At 39.1% G+C, this 18,083-nt stretch carries 14 protein-coding genes and 1 rRNA gene; 9 read left to right on the forward strand and 6 right to left on the reverse strand.

Annotated features, from left to right (window positions below; translation table 11 throughout):
• The first annotated feature begins 21 nt into the window (after positions 1 to 21).
• Positions 22 to 133: ribosomal RNA gene (gene rrf, locus IPZ59_RS10235) — 5S ribosomal RNA — on the forward strand.
• 822 nt (positions 134 to 955) lie between these two features.
• On the opposite strand, the gene menD is transcribed toward rrf, so the two are convergent.
• From menD to IPZ59_RS10250, 3 genes are read right to left on the reverse strand one after another with little or no spacing between them, the layout of a single operon-like run.
• Entirely contained in the window at positions 956 to 2,638 is a 1,683-nt protein-coding gene (gene menD, locus IPZ59_RS10240; protein ID WP_236135949.1) for a 2-succinyl-5-enolpyruvyl-6-hydroxy-3-cyclohexene-1-carboxylic-acid synthase, read from the reverse strand.
• Positions 2,635 to 3,849 (reverse strand): chorismate-binding protein, encoded by a 1,215-nt coding sequence (locus IPZ59_RS10245; RefSeq protein ID WP_236135950.1) that lies wholly within the window; start codon positions 3,847 to 3,849, stop codon positions 2,635 to 2,637. Before IPZ59_RS10245 ends, menD begins: the two co-directional genes overlap by 4 nt.
• Before the next feature lies 1 nt (position 3,850).
• Positions 3,851 to 4,273 carry a hotdog fold thioesterase gene (locus IPZ59_RS10250; RefSeq protein WP_236135951.1) on the reverse strand — a complete coding sequence of 141 codons (423 nt, stop codon included), beginning with the start codon at positions 4,271 to 4,273 and terminating at the stop codon, positions 3,851 to 3,853.
• A 53-nt stretch (positions 4,274 to 4,326) separates the two neighbouring features.
• Between IPZ59_RS10250 and IPZ59_RS10255 the strand changes: the two genes are divergently transcribed.
• Positions 4,327 to 4,944, forward strand: a complete 618-nt coding sequence (locus tag IPZ59_RS10255; protein ID WP_236135952.1) for a histidine phosphatase family protein — start codon at positions 4,327 to 4,329, stop codon at positions 4,942 to 4,944.
• On the opposite strand, the gene IPZ59_RS10260 is transcribed toward IPZ59_RS10255, so the two are convergent.
• From IPZ59_RS10260 to IPZ59_RS10270, 3 genes are all read right to left on the reverse strand, one after another.
• Positions 4,934 to 5,356 carry a hypothetical protein gene (locus tag IPZ59_RS10260; protein ID WP_236135953.1) on the reverse strand — a complete coding sequence of 141 codons (423 nt, stop codon included), beginning with the start codon at positions 5,354 to 5,356 and terminating at the stop codon, positions 4,934 to 4,936. The genes IPZ59_RS10255 and IPZ59_RS10260 overlap by 11 nt on opposite strands.
• 81 nt (positions 5,357 to 5,437) lie before the next feature.
• Positions 5,438 to 6,205 (reverse strand): zinc ribbon domain-containing protein, encoded by a 768-nt coding sequence (locus IPZ59_RS10265; RefSeq protein WP_236135954.1) that lies wholly within the window; start codon positions 6,203 to 6,205, stop codon positions 5,438 to 5,440.
• A 3-nt stretch (positions 6,206 to 6,208) separates the two neighbouring features.
• Positions 6,209 to 7,309: a Nif3-like dinuclear metal center hexameric protein gene (locus IPZ59_RS10270; RefSeq protein WP_236135955.1), complete on the reverse strand. Its 1,101-nt coding sequence runs from the start codon at positions 7,307 to 7,309 to the stop codon at positions 6,209 to 6,211.
• Between the two features lie 47 nt (positions 7,310 to 7,356).
• Between IPZ59_RS10270 and lpxK the strand changes: the two genes are divergently transcribed.
• From lpxK to IPZ59_RS10305, 7 genes are all read left to right on the forward strand, one after another.
• Positions 7,357 to 8,424 carry a tetraacyldisaccharide 4'-kinase gene (lpxK, locus tag IPZ59_RS10275; protein ID WP_236135956.1) on the forward strand — a complete coding sequence of 356 codons (1,068 nt, stop codon included), beginning with the start codon at positions 7,357 to 7,359 and terminating at the stop codon, positions 8,422 to 8,424.
• Positions 8,408 to 10,375 carry a putative porin gene (locus IPZ59_RS10280; RefSeq protein ID WP_236135957.1) on the forward strand — a complete coding sequence of 656 codons (1,968 nt, stop codon included), beginning with the start codon at positions 8,408 to 8,410 and terminating at the stop codon, positions 10,373 to 10,375. Before lpxK ends, IPZ59_RS10280 begins: the two co-directional genes overlap by 17 nt.
• A 33-nt stretch (positions 10,376 to 10,408) precedes the next feature.
• Positions 10,409 to 10,990, forward strand: coding sequence for a tRNA-(ms[2]io[6]A)-hydroxylase (gene miaE / locus IPZ59_RS10285; protein WP_236135958.1), 582 nt, complete (start codon positions 10,409 to 10,411; stop codon positions 10,988 to 10,990).
• A 111-nt stretch (positions 10,991 to 11,101) separates the two neighbouring features.
• Complete coding sequence (locus tag IPZ59_RS10290; protein ID WP_236135959.1) at positions 11,102 to 12,346, forward strand: ABC transporter permease; 1,245 nt, start codon at positions 11,102 to 11,104, stop codon at positions 12,344 to 12,346.
• Position 12,347: 1 nt separating this feature from the next.
• Positions 12,348 to 14,036 (forward strand): GMC oxidoreductase, encoded by a 1,689-nt coding sequence (locus IPZ59_RS10295; RefSeq protein WP_236135960.1) that lies wholly within the window; start codon positions 12,348 to 12,350, stop codon positions 14,034 to 14,036.
• Positions 14,037 to 14,140: 104 nt separating this feature from the next.
• Positions 14,141 to 16,189 carry a DUF3857 and transglutaminase domain-containing protein gene (locus IPZ59_RS10300; protein ID WP_236135961.1) on the forward strand — a complete coding sequence of 683 codons (2,049 nt, stop codon included), beginning with the start codon at positions 14,141 to 14,143 and terminating at the stop codon, positions 16,187 to 16,189.
• Positions 16,179 to 18,074, forward strand: coding sequence for a DUF3857 domain-containing protein (locus IPZ59_RS10305; RefSeq protein ID WP_236135962.1), 1,896 nt, complete (start codon positions 16,179 to 16,181; stop codon positions 18,072 to 18,074). The genes IPZ59_RS10300 and IPZ59_RS10305 overlap by 11 nt, the downstream gene beginning before the upstream one ends.
• Positions 18,075 to 18,083 lie beyond the last annotated feature (9 nt).

The raw sequence follows: 18,083 nt of genomic DNA on the forward strand, positions 1-18,083 counted from the left end.
CTTATGTCTCACATCTAAAGATTAGGCGGCCTAGCGCAGGGGTCCCACCTCTTCCCATCCCGAACAGAGAAGTTAAGCCCTGCAGCGCCGATGGTACTGGGGTTACACCCGGGAGAGTAGGTCGCCGCCACACTATTGAACCCTCAGGAGAAATCCTGGGGGTTTTGTGTTTGTAGGCTGTTAGGATAGATTGTTAGGGATAGCAACTGATATATGCTTGCGCGATATAAATGGATATATGCCTGCGGCGATATAAAGGGGCAGGAAGTAGAGGAGATTGTTTTTTTTGTATTACTTCACATGGTAGCGTGGCGTTCTTTGCGTTCTATCGTTGCGTCCGTTGCGTGAAACTTTGCGGCTTGGCGCATTTGCGAGACACCCAAAGTTACGGTTTACTGATGTTAGAAAATTTTAAATGATGAACTGGTGGTTCACTGTTCACTCTCCCTTTATCCTTTCACCTTTAGCCTTTCTCCTAAATCACTCAATCAACCATTTACTCAATTTACCAATAAACTTAACAAATGGTTACACCCGGGAGAGGAGAGCCTGTCCCGAGGATCGGGATCGCCGCCACATTATTGAACCCTCAGATGAAAATCTGGGGGTTTTGTGTTTGTAGGCTGTTAGGATAGATTTTTAGGGATAGCAACTGATATATGCTGACGCGATATAAATGGATATATGCTGACGCGATATATTCGGGGGCAGCAAGTAGAGGAGATAGTTTTTTTTGTATTACTTTACATGGTAGCGTGGCGTTCTTTGCGTTCTATCGTTGCGTCCGTAGCGAGAACCAACACTTTGACGATCAAGGTATAAACCTACTTTATGGTTTTCCCAAACAGCGGATCGTGTAATGAAAAAACGAAGGTCCAAAAGGTAATCGGTATCTAAACATCAATCCAACTAGTCACTCCATCAACTAAATGAACTCTTCTTATCGATTACTCAATCAACCAATTTGAATGAGTCTTTTCACCTTTTTCTTAATTTCTTTCAGCACTTGTGCGTTTTGTTTGGATTCAGAGAAAACTTCTATCAACTTTGGTCTCTTGCTTATGCTGTAAAAATCTTGAAGACTGTCATTCAAACTGTATTCATCTAAAACTGCTAAGTACTCTATATTAAAGTCCTGACATAAATTCTTCGCATCCAAAGCCTGCTTGGTTTCAAAAAATTCTTCCAACTCAGGTTGATTGGCAGGCCCTTCTATTAATCGAAATATTCCCCCAGCATGATTGTTGAAGACAATTATGCGAAGATTTGATATTGGATAATTATGCCAAAATGCATTGCGGTCATAAAAGAAGGCCATATCACCCGTTAATAAGGTTACGAAAGCATCTGTAGTGAAACAGCAACCTACTGAAGTACTGTTGCTACCATCTATGCCTGAGGTCCCTCTATTGGCCACAATTTCTTGCCTGCGGGGTCCTAAGAAATTGAGATACCGCACTGCCATGCTGTTTGCAACATGGATGATAGAGTCGGTGGGAATTTCTTTTAGAATTCTATTGAACGCTTTGTATTCACCAAAAGTAGCTTCATCAACAAAGTCAGGTAGATTTTTGGCTAGAGACTGTTCCACAGTATGCCAGGTTGTGTAATAGGAAGCTTGCGTTTCCTTTCCACGGGCAAGAACTTGTAAAAAATTGATGATTTCTGTTCGAATGATTTTTGATAGTTTTTTGAATGTGTCTGGTACATAATCATCAGGACTAACATGCCAATGTTGTGCATCTGATTGGCGGAGAAAAAGCTTTAGATTTTTTGAAATAATGCTTTTACCAAAACTAATGATAAGGTCAGGTTTTAGGCTTTCTTTTAATTCCTCCATTCCTGTAAAGTGGTCGTGGAAGCAAATACTTCCATCTACCTGACAATTTGAAATGGTATCGGTGATGAGTACAGCTGTTTTATGTTGAACGATCGAATCAAGGGCTTGCCTTACAAAAGGATTTGGGCGTTGCTGCCCACAAACAAGTACAATTCTATTGAATCTTTCTAATTCCGTTAAGAGCCGCTCTTGCTGGTTTTCGTTAAGTTGTCTTTTAGCTTCTAAAAGTTCAAAATTAGCAGCTGCTTTGAATTCAAATCGTTCCGTTGGGCTAGGGTAAAATGGTTCACGTAAAGGGATATTGATGTGTACAGGACCCATAGGGTGTTCTCCTGCGGTCTGTATAGCCTCGCGTACCATTCTTTGAGCATGCCATATTTTATCTTCGTGTTCAAATGCATCTGGGAATTGGAAAGAGGCTTTGATATGCTTGCCGAAAATTCCCTGTTGACGGATTGTCTGCCCATCCCATTGATCGATCCATTCCGGCGGTCTGTCAGCAGTCAAAACTAAAAGTGGAATCTGTTGGAAAAAAGCCTCCGAAATAGCAGGAGCATAATTGTAGGCAGCCGAACCTGAGGTACAGACCAACACAGTAGGGACTTCTTTTTGCTGGGCAATCCCCATGGCAATAAATGCTGCTGCTCGTTCGTCTGAGATGGTTTTTACCATAATAGCCGGGTGACGAGAAAAAGCCAAGGTTAAAGGGGCGCATCGTGAACCTGGTGACAAAACTGCGTCTTTTATTCCTTGCGCAACACAAATGCTTACAAGGTCAAGTATGGGTTGTAAGATCAATCTTTCGGGGATTTTAGGAAGTTACCGATAATATCACACTTCATTTCTGTTTCTTCCCATTCTTTTTCTGGGTTGGAATCTTCTGTGACACCTGCTCCTGCATAGAGTAAGGCTTCTTTTTCTAATAAACGGGCAGTTCGCAAATTTACAAAAATCCGCGTTTCACCGTCCATATTCACCGGGCCTATAAATCCTGCAAACAAAGAGCGGTTGAATCGTTCGTGAGTGCTTAAAAACTCAAATGCTTCTTTTCGAGGCATGCCACATACCGCAGAAGTTGGATGTAAGAGTTTGAGCATCACTGATCCTAGTTGTGGAAAATTAGTAGCCTCCATATCCACTTTGAAATCGGAACGTAAATGGAGTAGATTTCCTGCCACAACAGTCTTTGGGCCTTGTTCTGTATACTCTCGTAAACGTATTTTTTTAAAGCAGTCAACAATGTATCTACTTACCAAAGCCTGTTCTTCAATCTCTTTCTGTGTCCAAGCAGCATTTTTTATTGGATTATCACCATATGCTTTTTGAGTTCCTGCTAAAGACATCGTGAAAAATTCTTTTCCTTTTGTCTGAATCAATGTTTCTGGAGAAGCCCCTATCCAGGTACCTATTCCAGGGATATGGAAGAAATTAATAAATGCATTCGGATAACTTTCCAGTAATCGATGCATAGAATGAATCAAATTGAAGTCCTTTGAAAGCGGTAGACGTTTGAGTTTAGCAGGCACAATTTTATGGAGCTTTCCTGTTTGTATAGCCTCAATTCCTTGCAAAACCAACTCAATAAAGTCTTCTTTGGTGTACGCAATTTCTTGTTGACAAGGTCCGTTACGATCCAAAGGGGTAAAAGACTTTCGGATGATTTCATGTACGCGTAAGGGGAGGGGATCAGTATTTTCTAGAAGAAAAGGAATTTCCTGATCGGATAGAGGGATATCTAACTGAATTGTAAAATAGGTGTGTGCCTCAAGAAAATAGGCTTTTTGATCTTCTTGATCTTCGAAGGGGTGCACAATAAATCCTGCTGGAAGTTCTTCCAAATCCAGTGGTACGCGTTTGATAATTTTGGAATCATCAATCAACACATGCAAAACATTGGACTTCGGAAATCTCCAGATCGCCAATTGATTATCATTTTGTAAATGCTTCGCAATAAGTATCCCCAAAAGTTCATCTAAGTCCAAAGACTGATGTGTGATTGAAGTCTGCATGTTATTTTTTCTCCATTACAGCCATGGTGATTCTGCTGATACAACTCAAATCGCCCGATGCTGTGTATATTTTAATCTCCCAGATTTGTGTTTTTTTTCCGATATGAATGGGCTTTGTGATACCTTTCACATGTCCTTCTCTAACGGATTTTATGTGGTTGGCGTTTATTTCCAGTCCTACACAGTAATGAGTTTTAGGGTTTACGGTTAAGGTCGCTGCCACACTCCCCAAAGTTTCCGCCAAAACCACATTCGCACCCCCATGTAACAGTCCTAAGGGCTGTTTGGTTCGATCGGTTACTGGCATTGTAGCTTCTAAAAAATCATTTCCAATAGCTGTAAATTGAATATTTAGGAAGTCGGTCATCGTATTTTTTCCCCAATTATTGAGGGTATCTAATTCAATGTTTGCAGGAAATATCATGTATTGTCAGCTAAATGCGTTTTCTTTGGGAATTCAAACAAAAATAAAGAATCTTGTCGAGCAAAAAAATTTACTTGGTCCGACACGGACAGACGGATTACAATCTAAAAGGAGTAGTGCAAGGAAGTGGGATAGATGCTCCCCTTAATGATACCGGCTTTCAACAAGCTAAGGCATTTTTTGACTATTATAAAGATGTTCCATTTGATAAGGTTTTTTATACGGGATTACAACGAACAAGGCAGTCAATACAAGGTTTTCTGGACCTCGGATTGCCATTTGAGTCTATCCCAGATTTAAATGAAATCTCTTGGGGTAAATATGAAGGAGTTCCAATGACACCCTCCGAACATCAATATTACCAATACATGTTGCATCGATGGTCTACAGGAGACTTGAATTATGCAATTGATGGAGGGGAGAGTCCCAATCAAGTGGCTGTGCGGTTGAAGCGGGGAATGGATTATATCTTAAAACAACCTTGTGAGACTATATTGATTTGCATGCATGGTCGGGCAATACGTATCCTAATGGCGGTTTTATTGGAGATGGATTTGCGCTATATGGATGTTTTCCAGCATCAGAATTTAGGTCTCTACTTGCTTCAGACGCAAGGAAATGGAAAATTTATGATTGAAAAGTATAATTCAGGAGACCATTTTAAGGAGTAGCAATATCTTTGGAGGGTTTGTTGCCCCTTTTTGATTTGGTAATCTTTTCCTCTAATCCCAAATACATAGCATTGAAAATTGCCCTGTTTTCATCCATATCAATGATTTGCAGGGCGATTTCTTCCAAAGGTGTGATCCGAGAAGCATTTACGCGGATAAAAAAATCACCCAATTGACGCTTATCAATGTTACCAAATGGGACTTTTACTAGAATGGCAGCATCTGAATTACCCGCATAAGCTTTGGTTTTGAAAATATTCATCAAACTAAGTTCTATGTATGCGGTACTGGTCTTGTTTGCTTTGAGTTCAGCTTTATCAAAAAGAATTAAAAAAGTCTTCTCCACTGGGTCGCTGGCAAACGCCCCTGTAAACAGTAATAGACAGATGCATGTAGAAATAAACTTTTTCATACTTGAAACTTATGAAAGTTTAACGAGCATTCCAAAAAACTGTTTTATAAAAAGAAAACCCGGAATTTCCGGGTTTTAAAATTAAGCTCTGCTTCTTTTCTTTTTTGTAGTTGGTTCTTCTTCGATTTCATCTTCAACTCCAGCGAAGATTCTTCCGCAATGTTCACAAACTATCAATTTTTTCTTCTCTCTAATGTCTGCTTGTCTTTGAGGAGGAACTACATTGAAACATCCACCACAAGCATTTCTCTTAACCATTACTACAGCCAAACCATTTTTGGCATTCTCTCTGATTTTGGTGTAAGATTTAATTAATCGCTCTTCGATTTTTTTAGCTGCTTTCTCTTTCTCATTGATAAGCTTAGCTTCTTCCGCTTCACTCTCAGCTACGATTGTATCAAGTTCTCCCTTTTTACCATCCAAATCCTTCTGTCTATCCTTCAAAATTTCTTTCAAAGCCTCTACATCAGTATTTTTTTGCTCGATTTTAGCTTGAGACTCTCCAATTTTCTTTTTGGAAACTTGGATTTCAAGGTCTTGAAGCTCTAATTCTTTTGTGATGGCGTCATACTCACGGTTGTTTCTGACGTTCATCTGCTGCTCGTTGTATTTCTTTATCAACTTCTCCGATTCTTTGATATTATCTTTGAATCGCTTGATATCGTCTTCGAGCGTTTGGATGTCGGTCTGGAATTTATCCAACCTAGTCTGATATCCTATAATTTCATCCTCAAGGTCTTGAACTTCTTCCGGTAGAGCACCTCTAACTTTAAAAATCGCGTCAAGTCTGGAATCTATTTTCTGAAGGTTTAATAAGGCTTCAAGCTTCTGTGCAACTGTACTTTCCATGTACTATATGTAAGTTATGGGATTCGTAACTACTTTTGTCAAATAGAGTGCAATATTAGTAAATTTTTGTGACAATATGTCGGCTAATAATTCTTTTGTGTATATTTCACTTTCATAATGGCCAATGTCACAAATAACGATCTGATTTTCAGCATCAAAGAATTCGTGGTATTTCACATCAGAAGTTATAAAAAATTGAGCCCCAGATTTTTTAGCTTGGGAAAGAAGAAATATTCCTGCTCCGCCGCAAACTGCAATTTTTTTTACGGGCCCTTCCAGCAAGCGCGTATGTTTCACGACTTGTAGATTCATGGATTTTTTTAAATGAAGCAAAAACTCTTCTTCATTCAAAACTTCATTCAATTCCCCAACCATTCCTGCACCTACTTCTTGATTTTCATTTTCTAATCGTTGTAGGTAGTAAGCAACTTCTTCATACGGGTGTGCTTTTTTTAAAGCTTGGATAATCTGCTTCTCCAAATGGTTAGGAAAGAGCACTTCTATACGGGTTTCATTTTCTTCATGTGCTTTTCCTGGGCTACCGATATAGGGGGTTGCTTGACTCGATGGAGTAAACGTGCCCTTGCCCTCTACTAAAAAACTGCAGGAGGAATATTCTCCAATCTCTCCTGCACCTGCATCAAATAAAGCTTGTAAAACATTTTCCGTTGCATGGATAGGACTAAAAGTGACTAATTTAGAGAGTGTGGCTTTTTTTGGTGCCAAAATCTTTGTGTTATTTAAACCAAGTTTATCACAGATTTTTTTATTCACTCCATGCGCTACATGGTCTAAGTTGGTGTGGATAGCGTATATTGCAATATCGTGCTTGATAGCGAGAATAATGGTTCGTTCTACATAATCTCTCCCTGTTAGACTTTTAAGTCCCTTGAATACGATTGGATGATGGGCTACAATCAAATTGCACCCCAAGTCTTTGGCCTCTTGCACCACAGCTTCGGTTGCATCAAGGGTGCATAGAATGCCTGTTATTTCAGCCTGAGGATTTCCTGTGATAAGTTGTGCATTGTCATAAGACTCTTGATAGGCCGCAGGGGCAACTTGCTCCAAGTAAGAAACTACTTCATGAATCGTATATGCCATATATTTTCCTTTACTTTGTTTTCTTCAAAAGTACTTAATTTTCGGTAATGCCTACCCATAATCCATTTCTTTACCTTTTGTCCCGGCTGTATGATGCTGTCACTGCGTTTAGAAATCATAGGTTTGATTCCGGGAAAAAGAGAATGACTGTATTTGAAGTGCCGACCATAGCTGTTGGAAATTTGAGTTGGGGTGGGACTGGGAAAACTCCTATGATTGAGTTTTTAATTACTCTCTTTCAAGAAAGATACAGGTTAGCTGTTTTAAGTAGGGGCTATGGTAGGAAAACGCAAGGGTTTTTGTTGGCTGATCAAACAACGGATGCTAAAAAAATCGGAGATGAACCATTTCAGATTTACACAAAATTTGGTAAAAAAGTGAGTGTGGCGGTAGGGGAGCAGCGGGTCTTGGCAATACCAGAATTGCTGGCTTTAAGACAGGATACAGATTTGATTTTGTTAGATGATGCATATCAACACCGATATGTCAAGGCTGATTTTTACATTTTGTTGACCACTTTTCAAAAACCGTTTTTTGAAGATCATGTGATACCTTTAGGTACTTTACGTGAAAATCGCTCAGGAGCAAAAAGAGCTGATTTGATCGTGGTGACTAAATGTCCCTTAACACTTAATTCTGATCAGAAAAATGCGTACAAAAAAAATATAGTAAGGTATACAGAAGGTAAACAAGTCCCCATAGTATTTAGTACCTTGAAGTATGGCAGTCCTTACCCAGTATCCAAGGCTGCTAGAGAATGGACTGGTCAGGTGTTATTGGTGTCAGGAATTGCAGATGATACAGTACTAAAAAAAGAAGTAGAGAAACGATATTCATTACAAGAAGTAATCACCTTCGGAGATCATCATCGATACACATCAAAAGATCTTCAGCTGATGCTAGAAAAGATTAAAAAAAATAAGGACTGGGTAGTTTTAACGACCGAAAAAGATATAACGAAACTTAATGTAGCCGCATTTAGTGGATTTTTGGAAGAAATTCCGATTTTTGCCTTGCCAATGATGATGACATTTGATGCAACCGACCAACAATTTGTAAAAGAATGTTTGCAAACAGTGGTTGAGGACAAATTAAGGAATGGAGAAGCGATTTAAGTACTTATTTTTCTTGCTATGCTGTATGCTGTTTGCGTTAGACATGCATGCACAACGACCGCTTCCCGGACAGACAGGTGGTCAGGGGTTTCCTCCTAATCAAGGGCAGCAGCGGGAATTGAAAGATCCTAACCAAGAACAAGGTGAACAAGGAGGTCGAAAAAAATTGATTGATGATTCGACTCAGATGGTCTATGGGCCTAAAACGACTCTTTATTTTTTGGAAAAAGATATCAAACGGAATAGAGTTCAGAAATTTGAAGTAGATACCTTGTTGAATAATTTCCACTACTACGAGCCAAATGCTAAAAGTGGATGGAAGTATCAGGATTTGGGAAATGTGGGCAGTGCTGCCAAACCTTTATTTTATCAAGCGCCTGAAATGATCGGGACGACAAGTGGTTTCCATGCCTATGATTTGTATTACAATTCGACAGATAGCATGAAGTATTACGACACCAAGTCTCCTTACACCTCGATGAATGCATTTTACGGAGGTGGTAATCGGAATTTACTTGATGTCGTATTTGCGAGGAATGTAAACCCACGTTGGAATGTGGGTTTTAATTTCAGTACTATAAGAGCAAGAAAGACATTGAATCCTAATCGGAGAGATGATAATTTGGCAGAACAAAATGCCTACTCTGTACATACTTCCTACAAATCAGAAAATGGGAAGTATTTATTGCTGGCTAATTTTTCACGGATGCTTCACAAAGTCAATGAACAAGGTGGGATTATCTCACCAAGTATTGATGAGAATTCCCTCCTGTTTGCTTATGAAGATGCCAAGGTTTGGTTGAGAAACTCAAAAGCCTCGGACCTAAGGCAAGACATTCACTTGTATCAGGAGTATGAAGTAATCAAAGGCTGGCAAGTATATCATGTGTTTGATCGAAGAAAGCAGGAGGTAACATTTCGGACGAATTTAAATTCTCCTGATTCAGCATTTTTCAATCGTTTCAATCCAGAGCGCTTCAATACCATCGATAGCACTTTCAATAACAATCATTTTTCCGAGTGGAGAAATGAATTTGGCTTTAAGGGAGATATTGGCCCTATTTATTATAATGCATTTTTGAAGTATCGGACAGGCCGCATGAAGAGCCCTTTCTTCGTCGCCAATAATGGATTTAATGAATTGTCTATCGGAGGAGCTTTACGTGGAGATATTTCTGAAAAGTGGAGATTTGAAGCAGAAGGAGAGTATTTGTTTCCGGACGCTTTCCGTATTAAAGGACTGTTTGTGTCGCCTTGGTTGGAAGCGTCCTACACCAAGGCATTATATCGCCCTACCTCCTTTCAAATGCTTGCCCGAGGGAATCATCACCGCTGGAGCAATCGATTTGCAAATACTGGTTTAGATCAGATTCAGGCGATGCTGAAAGTAGATGTGAATTCTTTTTCATTGAGGCCCAATTTGACATTGAATAGAGTCAATAATTATGTATTTTTTAATCAAGAGCAGCAGGCGACTCAATCAACAGCTGAAGCATTTATGATTATACCTGGTATTCGATCCAGTGTGAATCTCAGAAAAAAATTATTTTGGGAAAGTGAAGTATATTATACCTTGATAGAAGGAGAAGGTGCCTCTAACTTTAGAATCCCATCTTGGTTTATAAATTCTAGAATTTACTATGAGTCCCCTATGTTTGATGACAATCTATATATCCAAATAGGATTAGACGGTCGATTTAGAAGTGATTTTCTTGCAGAAGATTATAATCCTGCGATGCAGCAGTTTTTCTTGCAGGATGAGTTCAATGTGTTTGCCTACCCGGTTGTAGACTTTTTTATCAATGCAAGAATCAACCGAACCAGAATATTATTCCGGTTCAATCATTTGAATATCAATACACTTCAACAGCCTGGATATTTTGTCACTCCTTATTACACGGGGTTGCGTCGAGTATTTGATATTGGGATTAGTTGGCCTTTATTTGATTAGATGATGAGCTGGGAAGAGAATACCAAGCAAAAAATGTTGCATTTGAAACTGCCTACAGATCCCCGATGGGTGAATATAGCAGAGATGAATTTGGAAGATATTTTGGTGGACCATGCCTACTGTGAGCAAAAAGCAGCCTCCTCCTGTATTTCGTTGATTGTAAATTTTTCTGATTTTCCTGAATTGGTAGATCTACTTACCCCTGTTGTAGCAGAGGAGTGGGGGCATTTTGAGCGAGTCCTAGAACACCTCAAAAAGCGGGGCATGGAACTGGGTAAGCCACGAAAAGATGAGTATGTAGTGAAGTTATCGCAGTTTGTCAAAAAAGGAGGCAGCAGAGCGCAGCAATTGACGGAATATCTATTGATGAATGCTTTGATTGAAGCAAGGAGTTGTGAACGTTTTAAGCTCTTGTATCAGCATATCCAAGATGAGGAATTGAAAAAATTTTACTACGAACTGATGATTTCCGAAGCAGGCCATTTCGTTAATTTTATTGAGTTAGCGAGAGATATTTTTGATACTGAAAAAGTCAATATCCGTTGGAAGGAGTGGTTGGAATATGAGGCAGAAGTGATTCGTAATTTAGAAATCAGGGGAGATCGCATGCATTGAAGAGTTGGTTTTTTCTTTTTTAAAAAAATCTGCGCTGATTTTGGCTAATATTCCTTAATATTAAGTTCTATTTAGAAGAAATTTTTAATTCTGTTCAAATCCGAACATTCTATGAATTTGATTGAAAATATTAAAGAAGCCTTACGGTCAGTTAAATCAAACTTGCTACGAACCATCCTTACAGGGACAATTATTGCGATTGGTATCACCGCCTTGGTAGGAATGCTGACTGCTATTGATGGAATCAAAGCACAAATTGAAGATAGCTTTTCTGGCTTAGGGGCCAGTAATTTTGATGTTCGATCCAAAGGCTTCTCTGGTGGTTCTTCTGTGCAAGACGGGAAGGTTGAGAAATCTTTTCCTCTGGTAAAATACCGTGAGCTGAAAGCATTTCAAATAGATTTCAATAACACGGCTCCATCGACCATCTTTACTACTGTTTCTGGTGCTGCTGAAGTGAAAAGAGGATCTAAAAAGACCAATCCAAATGTTCGTGTGACAGCCGTAGATGATTTGTATTTTAAAATAAAGGCATTGAAAATAGAGATTGGAAGAAATTTCAGTGCTACAGAATTGCAGTATGGTACTAACGTTTGTGTGATTGGACAAGATGTTATAGAGACCTTATTTGACAAAAATGAGGATCCCATAAATCAGTATATTACGGTTTTCGGTAATCGATATACGATTGTGGGGATTTTGGAAAAGCAAGGAAATGTAGGTGGCGGACCAGGTGCTGATCGAGCAATTTTTATTCCCATTGAAAATGGAGCAAGATTAGATACAAGAGGAAGTTTACGCTACACCCTAACAGTCAATGGATCAGATCCATTGCAATTGGATTACGAAATGGGGCAAGCTACAGGATTGATGCGAAAAGTTCGACAAGATAGAGTTGGAGAAGAAGATTCCTTTGAAATTGCTAAAAGTAGATCTGTTGGTGAAAGCTTAGAAGAAGTCGCTGGATACTTAAGGATTGGAGGGTTTGGAATTGGTTTTATCACCTTGTTGGGTGCAGCCATAGGCTTGATGAATATTATGATGGTATCAGTAACAGAGCGTACAAGAGAAATCGGTATTCGTAAAGCTTTGGGCGCTACACCGCTCAGAATTCGTCAGCAGTTTTTGATTGAGGCAATTGTGATTTGTATCCTCGGAGGAATTTTGGGAGTATTTTTGGGGATTGGTATTGGCAATATTGTAGCCAATGCGATTGGTCCTGGTGGATTTCTGATTCCATGGACTTGGATTATTGTAGCTTTCTTAATTTGTATTTTTGTTGGGTTGGCATCAGGCTATTTTCCAGCACGCAAAGCAAGTCGATTGGATCCTATTGAATCTTTACGTTACGAATAGCATGAAGACAGAGATCTATGATGCAATTGTAGTAGGGTCAGGGATAAGCGGAGGATGGGCCGCTAAAGAGTTTTGCGAAAAAGGTTTCAAGACCCTAGTCTTGGAGAGAGGCAGGATGGTTGAGCATAAGACGGACTATCCTACAAGCCTTTCCAATCCATGGGAAATGCCGCATCGCAATAAAATTATTTTAGCAGAAAAAGAAGCCAATCCTGTGGTTAATCGCTGTTATGCCTATGCAGAAGATACGCAGCACTTTTTTGTCAAAGATCAAGAGCATCCTTATCAACAAGAGAAGCCATTTGATTGGATCAGAGGGTATCAGGTTGGAGGAAAATCACTGACGTGGGCCAGGCAGACGCAACGCTGGAGTAAGTATGACTTTGAAGGCCCTGCCCGTGATGGTTTTGCGGTAGATTGGCCAATTAGGTATGAGGATATAGCTCCTTGGTACAGTTATGTTGAGCGGTTTGTTGGAATTAGTGGAAATAGAGATGGAGTGGATACGCTTCCGGATGGGGAGTTTCTCCCGTCATGGACTATGAACTGTGTTGAAAAAGATATCCGCGACAGAATTGTAGAAAATTATTCCGATCGGAACGTTCTCATTGGAAGGTGTGCACACTTAACCAAACCTCAGGAACACCACTTGAACATGGGTAGGGGGCAGTGCATGGCACGAAATCAATGTTATCGGGGATGCCCTTATGGGGCATACTTCAGTTCCAATTCCGCAACCTTACCAGCGGCTATGGCAACCGGAAATTTAACTATTAGGCCTGATTCGGTTGCACATTCGCTGATTTATGACGATCGGTTGGAGAAAGTAACAGGAGTACGGGTGGTAGACGCTGAGTCTAAGGATTTAAAGGAGTATTATGCTAAGGTGATATTTTTAAATGCAGCCTGTTTGAATACGAATTTAATTTTACTCAACAGTACTTCCAATCGTTTTCCAGAAGGACTCGGGAATGACCATGGCTTATTGGGGAAATATATAGCCTTCCACAATTACAGAGGAAATATTCTTGCGGATGTGCAAGGATATGAGGATAAGTATTATTTCGGTAGAAGGCCAACTTCAGTTATGATGCCGAATTTTAGAAATGTACACCGACAAGAAATGGATTTCCTCCGAGGATATATGACTTTTTATACGGCAGGAAGAGGCGGTTGGGGAGGTGTTAGAGATGCGCCTTTTGGGGAGCAGTTTAAAGAACTCAATTCAGAACCAGGTCCTTGGCATGTGTATATGATGATGCAAGGAGAGACTATACCAAAAGCTGCCAATCATGTTCGGTTAAGTAAGGAATTGGTAGATCCTTGGGGAATACCTCAGTTGGTTGTTTCGGTAGATTACGATGACAATGACGAGAAGATTTTACAAGATTTTTTCTCCCAAGGTTCGGACATGCTTTCTGCAGCGGGCTGTTCCAATATCCGAACTATTGATACCAAGCAAGCTCCCGGGCTGGATATTCACGAAATGGGAGGGGTACGTATGGGAAGAGACCGTAAAACCTCCATGCTCAATGGCTACAATCAAATGCATGCGTGCAAAAATGTGTTTGTTACTGATGGAGCATGTATGACATCTACTGGTACACAAAACCCTTCGATTACGTATATGGCATTGACAGCAAGAGCTGTCGACTATGCTGTAAGCCAACTTAAAAAAGGGAACATCTGAAAATTAACTTTCAGAAAAATAGGTGAATCAAAAAAAAATAGAACGATATTCATTGTATTAGTTTTCAATTTTTTTTAAATTTATTGGAGTTAGTTCCAATATTTATGAAAAGTTCATTTTTGAAATCCTTTGGGGGATTTCTACTCATCAGTTGCCTCACTTTTAGTCAGGCGTTTGCACAAGCAGATTTGAAATTTGGTAAACTTCCAAATGATTTAATCACCAAAAAGTATCAAGAGTCTTACCCGGATGATCCTGCGGTGGTTTTGCATGCCAGTTCTCATGCTGAGATTCAATATCAGCAAAATAATGGTTTTGTGATTAAATATAGGGTATACAGGGTGATAAAAGTTCTGAATAAGGATGGATTAGCACATGCTGATTTAGAAATCCCGTATTATAAATTCACAGGTAGGATGGATGGTATTAATTCCTTGAAAGGATTCGTACATTATGAGGATAATGGGAAGCTGGTTAAACAAAAAATTGATAAAGAGAATATTTTTGATGAGGCAGTATCCAAAACCTATGCCATCAAAAAAGTCACACCTCCATCAGTCCGAGAAGGAGCAGTTGTAGAAATTTATTATGAACTGACCTCCGATTTATTCAATTATGTCAGAGAATGGTTCTTTCAGGAAGAGATTCCAACTGTATGGAGTGAATATAGCTTTGAGTACCCAGAATACTTTACTTATGCTCAAACTACCCAAGGTCACTTAAGATTTGCCAAAAATGAGCAGACAACCGGTTCAGGTGTGGCAAGTTGGATGGAAACTGAAAGAGTGAGTAATCGAGTTGCTACAGCCTCACAATCTTCTTCACAACGAGTAGATTATAGTACTCGGAAAATTGCATTGGCTGTCAAAAATGCACCTGGATTAAAGACCGAACCATATATAGATAATCCATTCAGTTATGCCTCTCGCGTAGATTTACAACTAAAGTCGGTACAATTCCCCAACAGTCAGCCTCAACAAATTACAGGTACCTGGCAGGAAGTTGCTGAGTCGTTATTAAAAGATGAAGATTTTGGTAAATATCTGTCCAAGGGCAAGTTTTCAAAAGAACTGGCTGCTCAGATTACAGATGGATTGGAAACTCCAGAGGAAAAAGTAGTGGCTGTATATAATCATATAACTTCTCATGTGGCATGGGATGGCGTCCGGGGTATTTATCCAAGAAAATCTTTGGATAAGGTGTATAAAGAAGGGAAAGGGTCTATTGCAGAAATCAATTTGCTTCAAACACTTCTATTGATTGAGTTGGGTTTTGACGCTTATGCTGTAGTCAGTACGAGTAGAGATAAAGGATTTTTAAATCCTGCTAATCCAGTGATGCATAAATTGAATTATGTTACTACTCTTGTTCAGATAGAAGATCAGCAATTGTTATTGGATGCTTCTGATGCCTCTTTACCATTTGGCTATCTTCCTACGAGGGCCATCAATAATTCTGGATTGATTGTGGTTTCTGGAGGTTCAAAGTGGGCTAATTTGAAAAACTCCAAAGTAAACTCGTATACCTCACTCATTAATGTGAGCTTCACAGAACAGGGACAAATACAAGAAGTTCAACGCAACTCATTTGGTTATCAGTCCTCTTTAATTCGTAAACGTATTCAAAGTGAAGGAAAAGATAAATATGTAGCAGACATTCATGCCCAAAGTAAATCTTGGACCATTCGTGATTATGCCATGGAGAATGAGTCGGAAAGGGATTTACCATTTGTTGAAAAGCTAACCTTGTTTTCTGTTGATGGATCTTCTAGTTTACCGCCTTTGATTTACATCGCACCTTTTGAAGAAGGTATTTTGGCGGATAATCCATTCAATCAAGAGAAAAGAGATTTTCCCATTGACTTTATTTATCCAACCAAAAGGCAATTAGTCTATGTGCTAGACATTCCTGAAGGGTATGTAGTTGATGAAATGCCTAAACCTCAATTATTGAATTTCCAGGATAAGAAAATTGTCTACAGTTACAGAATATCTCAAATTGCCGCTAATAAACTTCAGGTGATGGTCAGTTACCAGTTGAATGAGACCATGTACACACCTAAGGAATATCTAGAAGTTAAAACCTTCTTCCAAGAGGTGTCAAAAAAACAAAAGGAGGTGATTGTTCTAAAAAAGGCTTCGAATGCGATTTAGTATTTTCTTCTTACTTTACTACTGTCTGATCCTTCCTGTTATTGCACAGCAGATACAGTTGCCTGAAGATTGGAAAAATGCTCCAGCTGTCATCCATGAGAGTATAGAGGAAGTTACCGTCGATGCATCAGGGAAGTTTACTGTTCGAAAAAAGCTAAAAGCAACTATTCTAAAAACAGATGCTAATTCTCTTGCTGTTTTATCGGTGCCCTATTCTAAAAGCATCAAGGTGAAGAATATTACCGGTGAGGCTACCGATCTGCAGGGTAAAATCATATATAAATTTAAAAAGTCAGATATTCAAGACTATAGTAATTTCAGTTCTTTTTCTGTGTATGAGGATAACCGAGTGAAAGTATTAGATATTCAGCAACATCGATTGCCTTATACGGTAAGTTTCGATTACGAATTGGAGTATCCAAATTTGTATTACATTCCTTCATGGATACCTCAGCCTTACACCAAAATTCCAGTTCAGAAAGCTAGTATTCGGTACAGTATTCCTTCTGATAAAACAATTCGATTTTTCTCCAAAACGATTTCTGATGATTTTAAGTCTGAAAAAAAAGAGGGTGACAAAATTGTATATGCATGGGAAATGCAGGATTTAAATCCAGTGAAAGTAGAGCCTTTAGCATCTAGAGATAGTCAGTCTTACCATCATCTATTAGTATCTCCTGCTGAATTTGTTTATGATGGATTTGCAGGAACGCTCAATTCTTGGGAAGAAATGGGAGTTTGGTTTTATAAACTCAATCAAGGAAAAAGAGAGCTACCACAGAAAACTATGGATGATGTCAAGCAGATTATATCGGGGTTGGATAGCGATTTGGAGAAAATTCAAGCGCTCTACCAGTATATGCAAAATAAAACTCGCTATGTAAGTATTCAACTTGGTTTGGGTGGTTTGATGCCTTTCGATGCCATGAATGTAGAAAAAAATGGATTTGGAGACTGTAAAGCACTTTCCAATTATATGGGTGCTTTGTTAGATGTGGCCGGTATCGAAAATTACTATACTTTGATACATGGGGGAGGTGCTCCTCGAAAAGTTTATCCCGAATTTACAGCGGATTACTTTAATCATGTCATATTAGCAGTCCCTCAAAAAGATGGAGATTATCTGTTTTTAGAATGTACAGATCAAAATAATCCATTTGGATATTTATCAGACTTCACTTCTGATAGATATGCCTTATTGATTACCCCAGAAGGGGGAAAACTTGTACGTACACCCAAATATGGATATGCGCAAAATATACAAATTCATAAGTTTAACTTTAATCTTTCTGAATCAGGTGATGTGCAAGGTACTATACAGCTGGTAGCAAAGGCACTACAAGCAGAGAATAATCGCTTATTGGGTATGGGAAGAGCAGGCGAACAGGATAGAAAAAAATGGGTACAGAGCATGTATAAACTGCCATCAATGACTATTCTAACGTATTCATTCGATGTTTTTCCTGCCCCGATTCCAGAGGCAACATTTGAAGCATCGATACAGGCTAAATATTTTGGTAGTTTGACAGGTAATCGCTTGTTTTTTCAACCTAATCAATTTAATACCCTGAGAAGTTCGCTTACAAGTGCTGAAAATCGCATGACAGATTTTGAAATTGTCATGGGCTTTATAGATGAAGATGAATTTAATTTTTCCTTTCCTCAAGGATACAGTGTGGAGAATTTGCCTAAATCTATAAGCGTTGAAACTAGTTTTGGGTATTTTAAAAATGAGTATCAGCTACACGATACAGGTATGGTTCTACATCGAAAGGTTGAAATGAGGGATGGGGTATACGAGGGTGCGCTTTTTAAAGAGTATGTAGGTTTTCTTTCTCTTGTAGAGCAAGCAGATAAAGCAAAAATAGTATTAAAAAGGAACTAGCTGCTAGTT

The organism is Mongoliitalea daihaiensis, from assembly GCF_021596945.1.
Lineage (GTDB): Bacteria > Bacteroidota > Bacteroidia > Cytophagales > Cyclobacteriaceae > Mongoliitalea > Mongoliitalea daihaiensis.

What these genes read in the sequence shown, in the direction of transcription:
- IPZ59_RS10245 (WP_236135950.1), bottom strand. Translation starts at nt 3,849, where the DNA reads ATGCAGACTTCAATCACACATCAGTCTTTGGACTTAGATGAACTTTTG.
- IPZ59_RS10250 (WP_236135951.1), bottom strand. Translation starts at nt 4,273, where the DNA reads ATGATATTTCCTGCAAACATTGAATTAGATACCCTCAATAATTGGGGA.
- IPZ59_RS10260 (WP_236135953.1), bottom strand. Translation starts at nt 5,356, where the DNA reads ATGAAAAAGTTTATTTCTACATGCATCTGTCTATTACTGTTTACAGGG.
- IPZ59_RS10265 (WP_236135954.1), bottom strand. Translation starts at nt 6,205, where the DNA reads ATGGAAAGTACAGTTGCACAGAAGCTTGAAGCCTTATTAAACCTTCAG.
- IPZ59_RS10270 (WP_236135955.1), bottom strand. Translation starts at nt 7,309, where the DNA reads ATGGCATATACGATTCATGAAGTAGTTTCTTACTTGGAGCAAGTTGCC.
- lpxK (WP_236135956.1), top strand. Translation starts at nt 7,357, where the DNA reads ATGCCTACCCATAATCCATTTCTTTACCTTTTGTCCCGGCTGTATGAT.
- IPZ59_RS10280 (WP_236135957.1), top strand. Translation starts at nt 8,408, where the DNA reads ATGGAGAAGCGATTTAAGTACTTATTTTTCTTGCTATGCTGTATGCTG.
- miaE (WP_236135958.1), top strand. Translation starts at nt 10,409, where the DNA reads ATGTTGCATTTGAAACTGCCTACAGATCCCCGATGGGTGAATATAGCA.
- IPZ59_RS10290 (WP_236135959.1), top strand. Translation starts at nt 11,102, where the DNA reads ATGAATTTGATTGAAAATATTAAAGAAGCCTTACGGTCAGTTAAATCA.
- IPZ59_RS10295 (WP_236135960.1), top strand. Translation starts at nt 12,348, where the DNA reads ATGAAGACAGAGATCTATGATGCAATTGTAGTAGGGTCAGGGATAAGC.
- IPZ59_RS10300 (WP_236135961.1), top strand. Translation starts at nt 14,141, where the DNA reads ATGAAAAGTTCATTTTTGAAATCCTTTGGGGGATTTCTACTCATCAGT.
- IPZ59_RS10305 (WP_236135962.1), top strand. Translation starts at nt 16,179, where the DNA reads ATGCGATTTAGTATTTTCTTCTTACTTTACTACTGTCTGATCCTTCCT.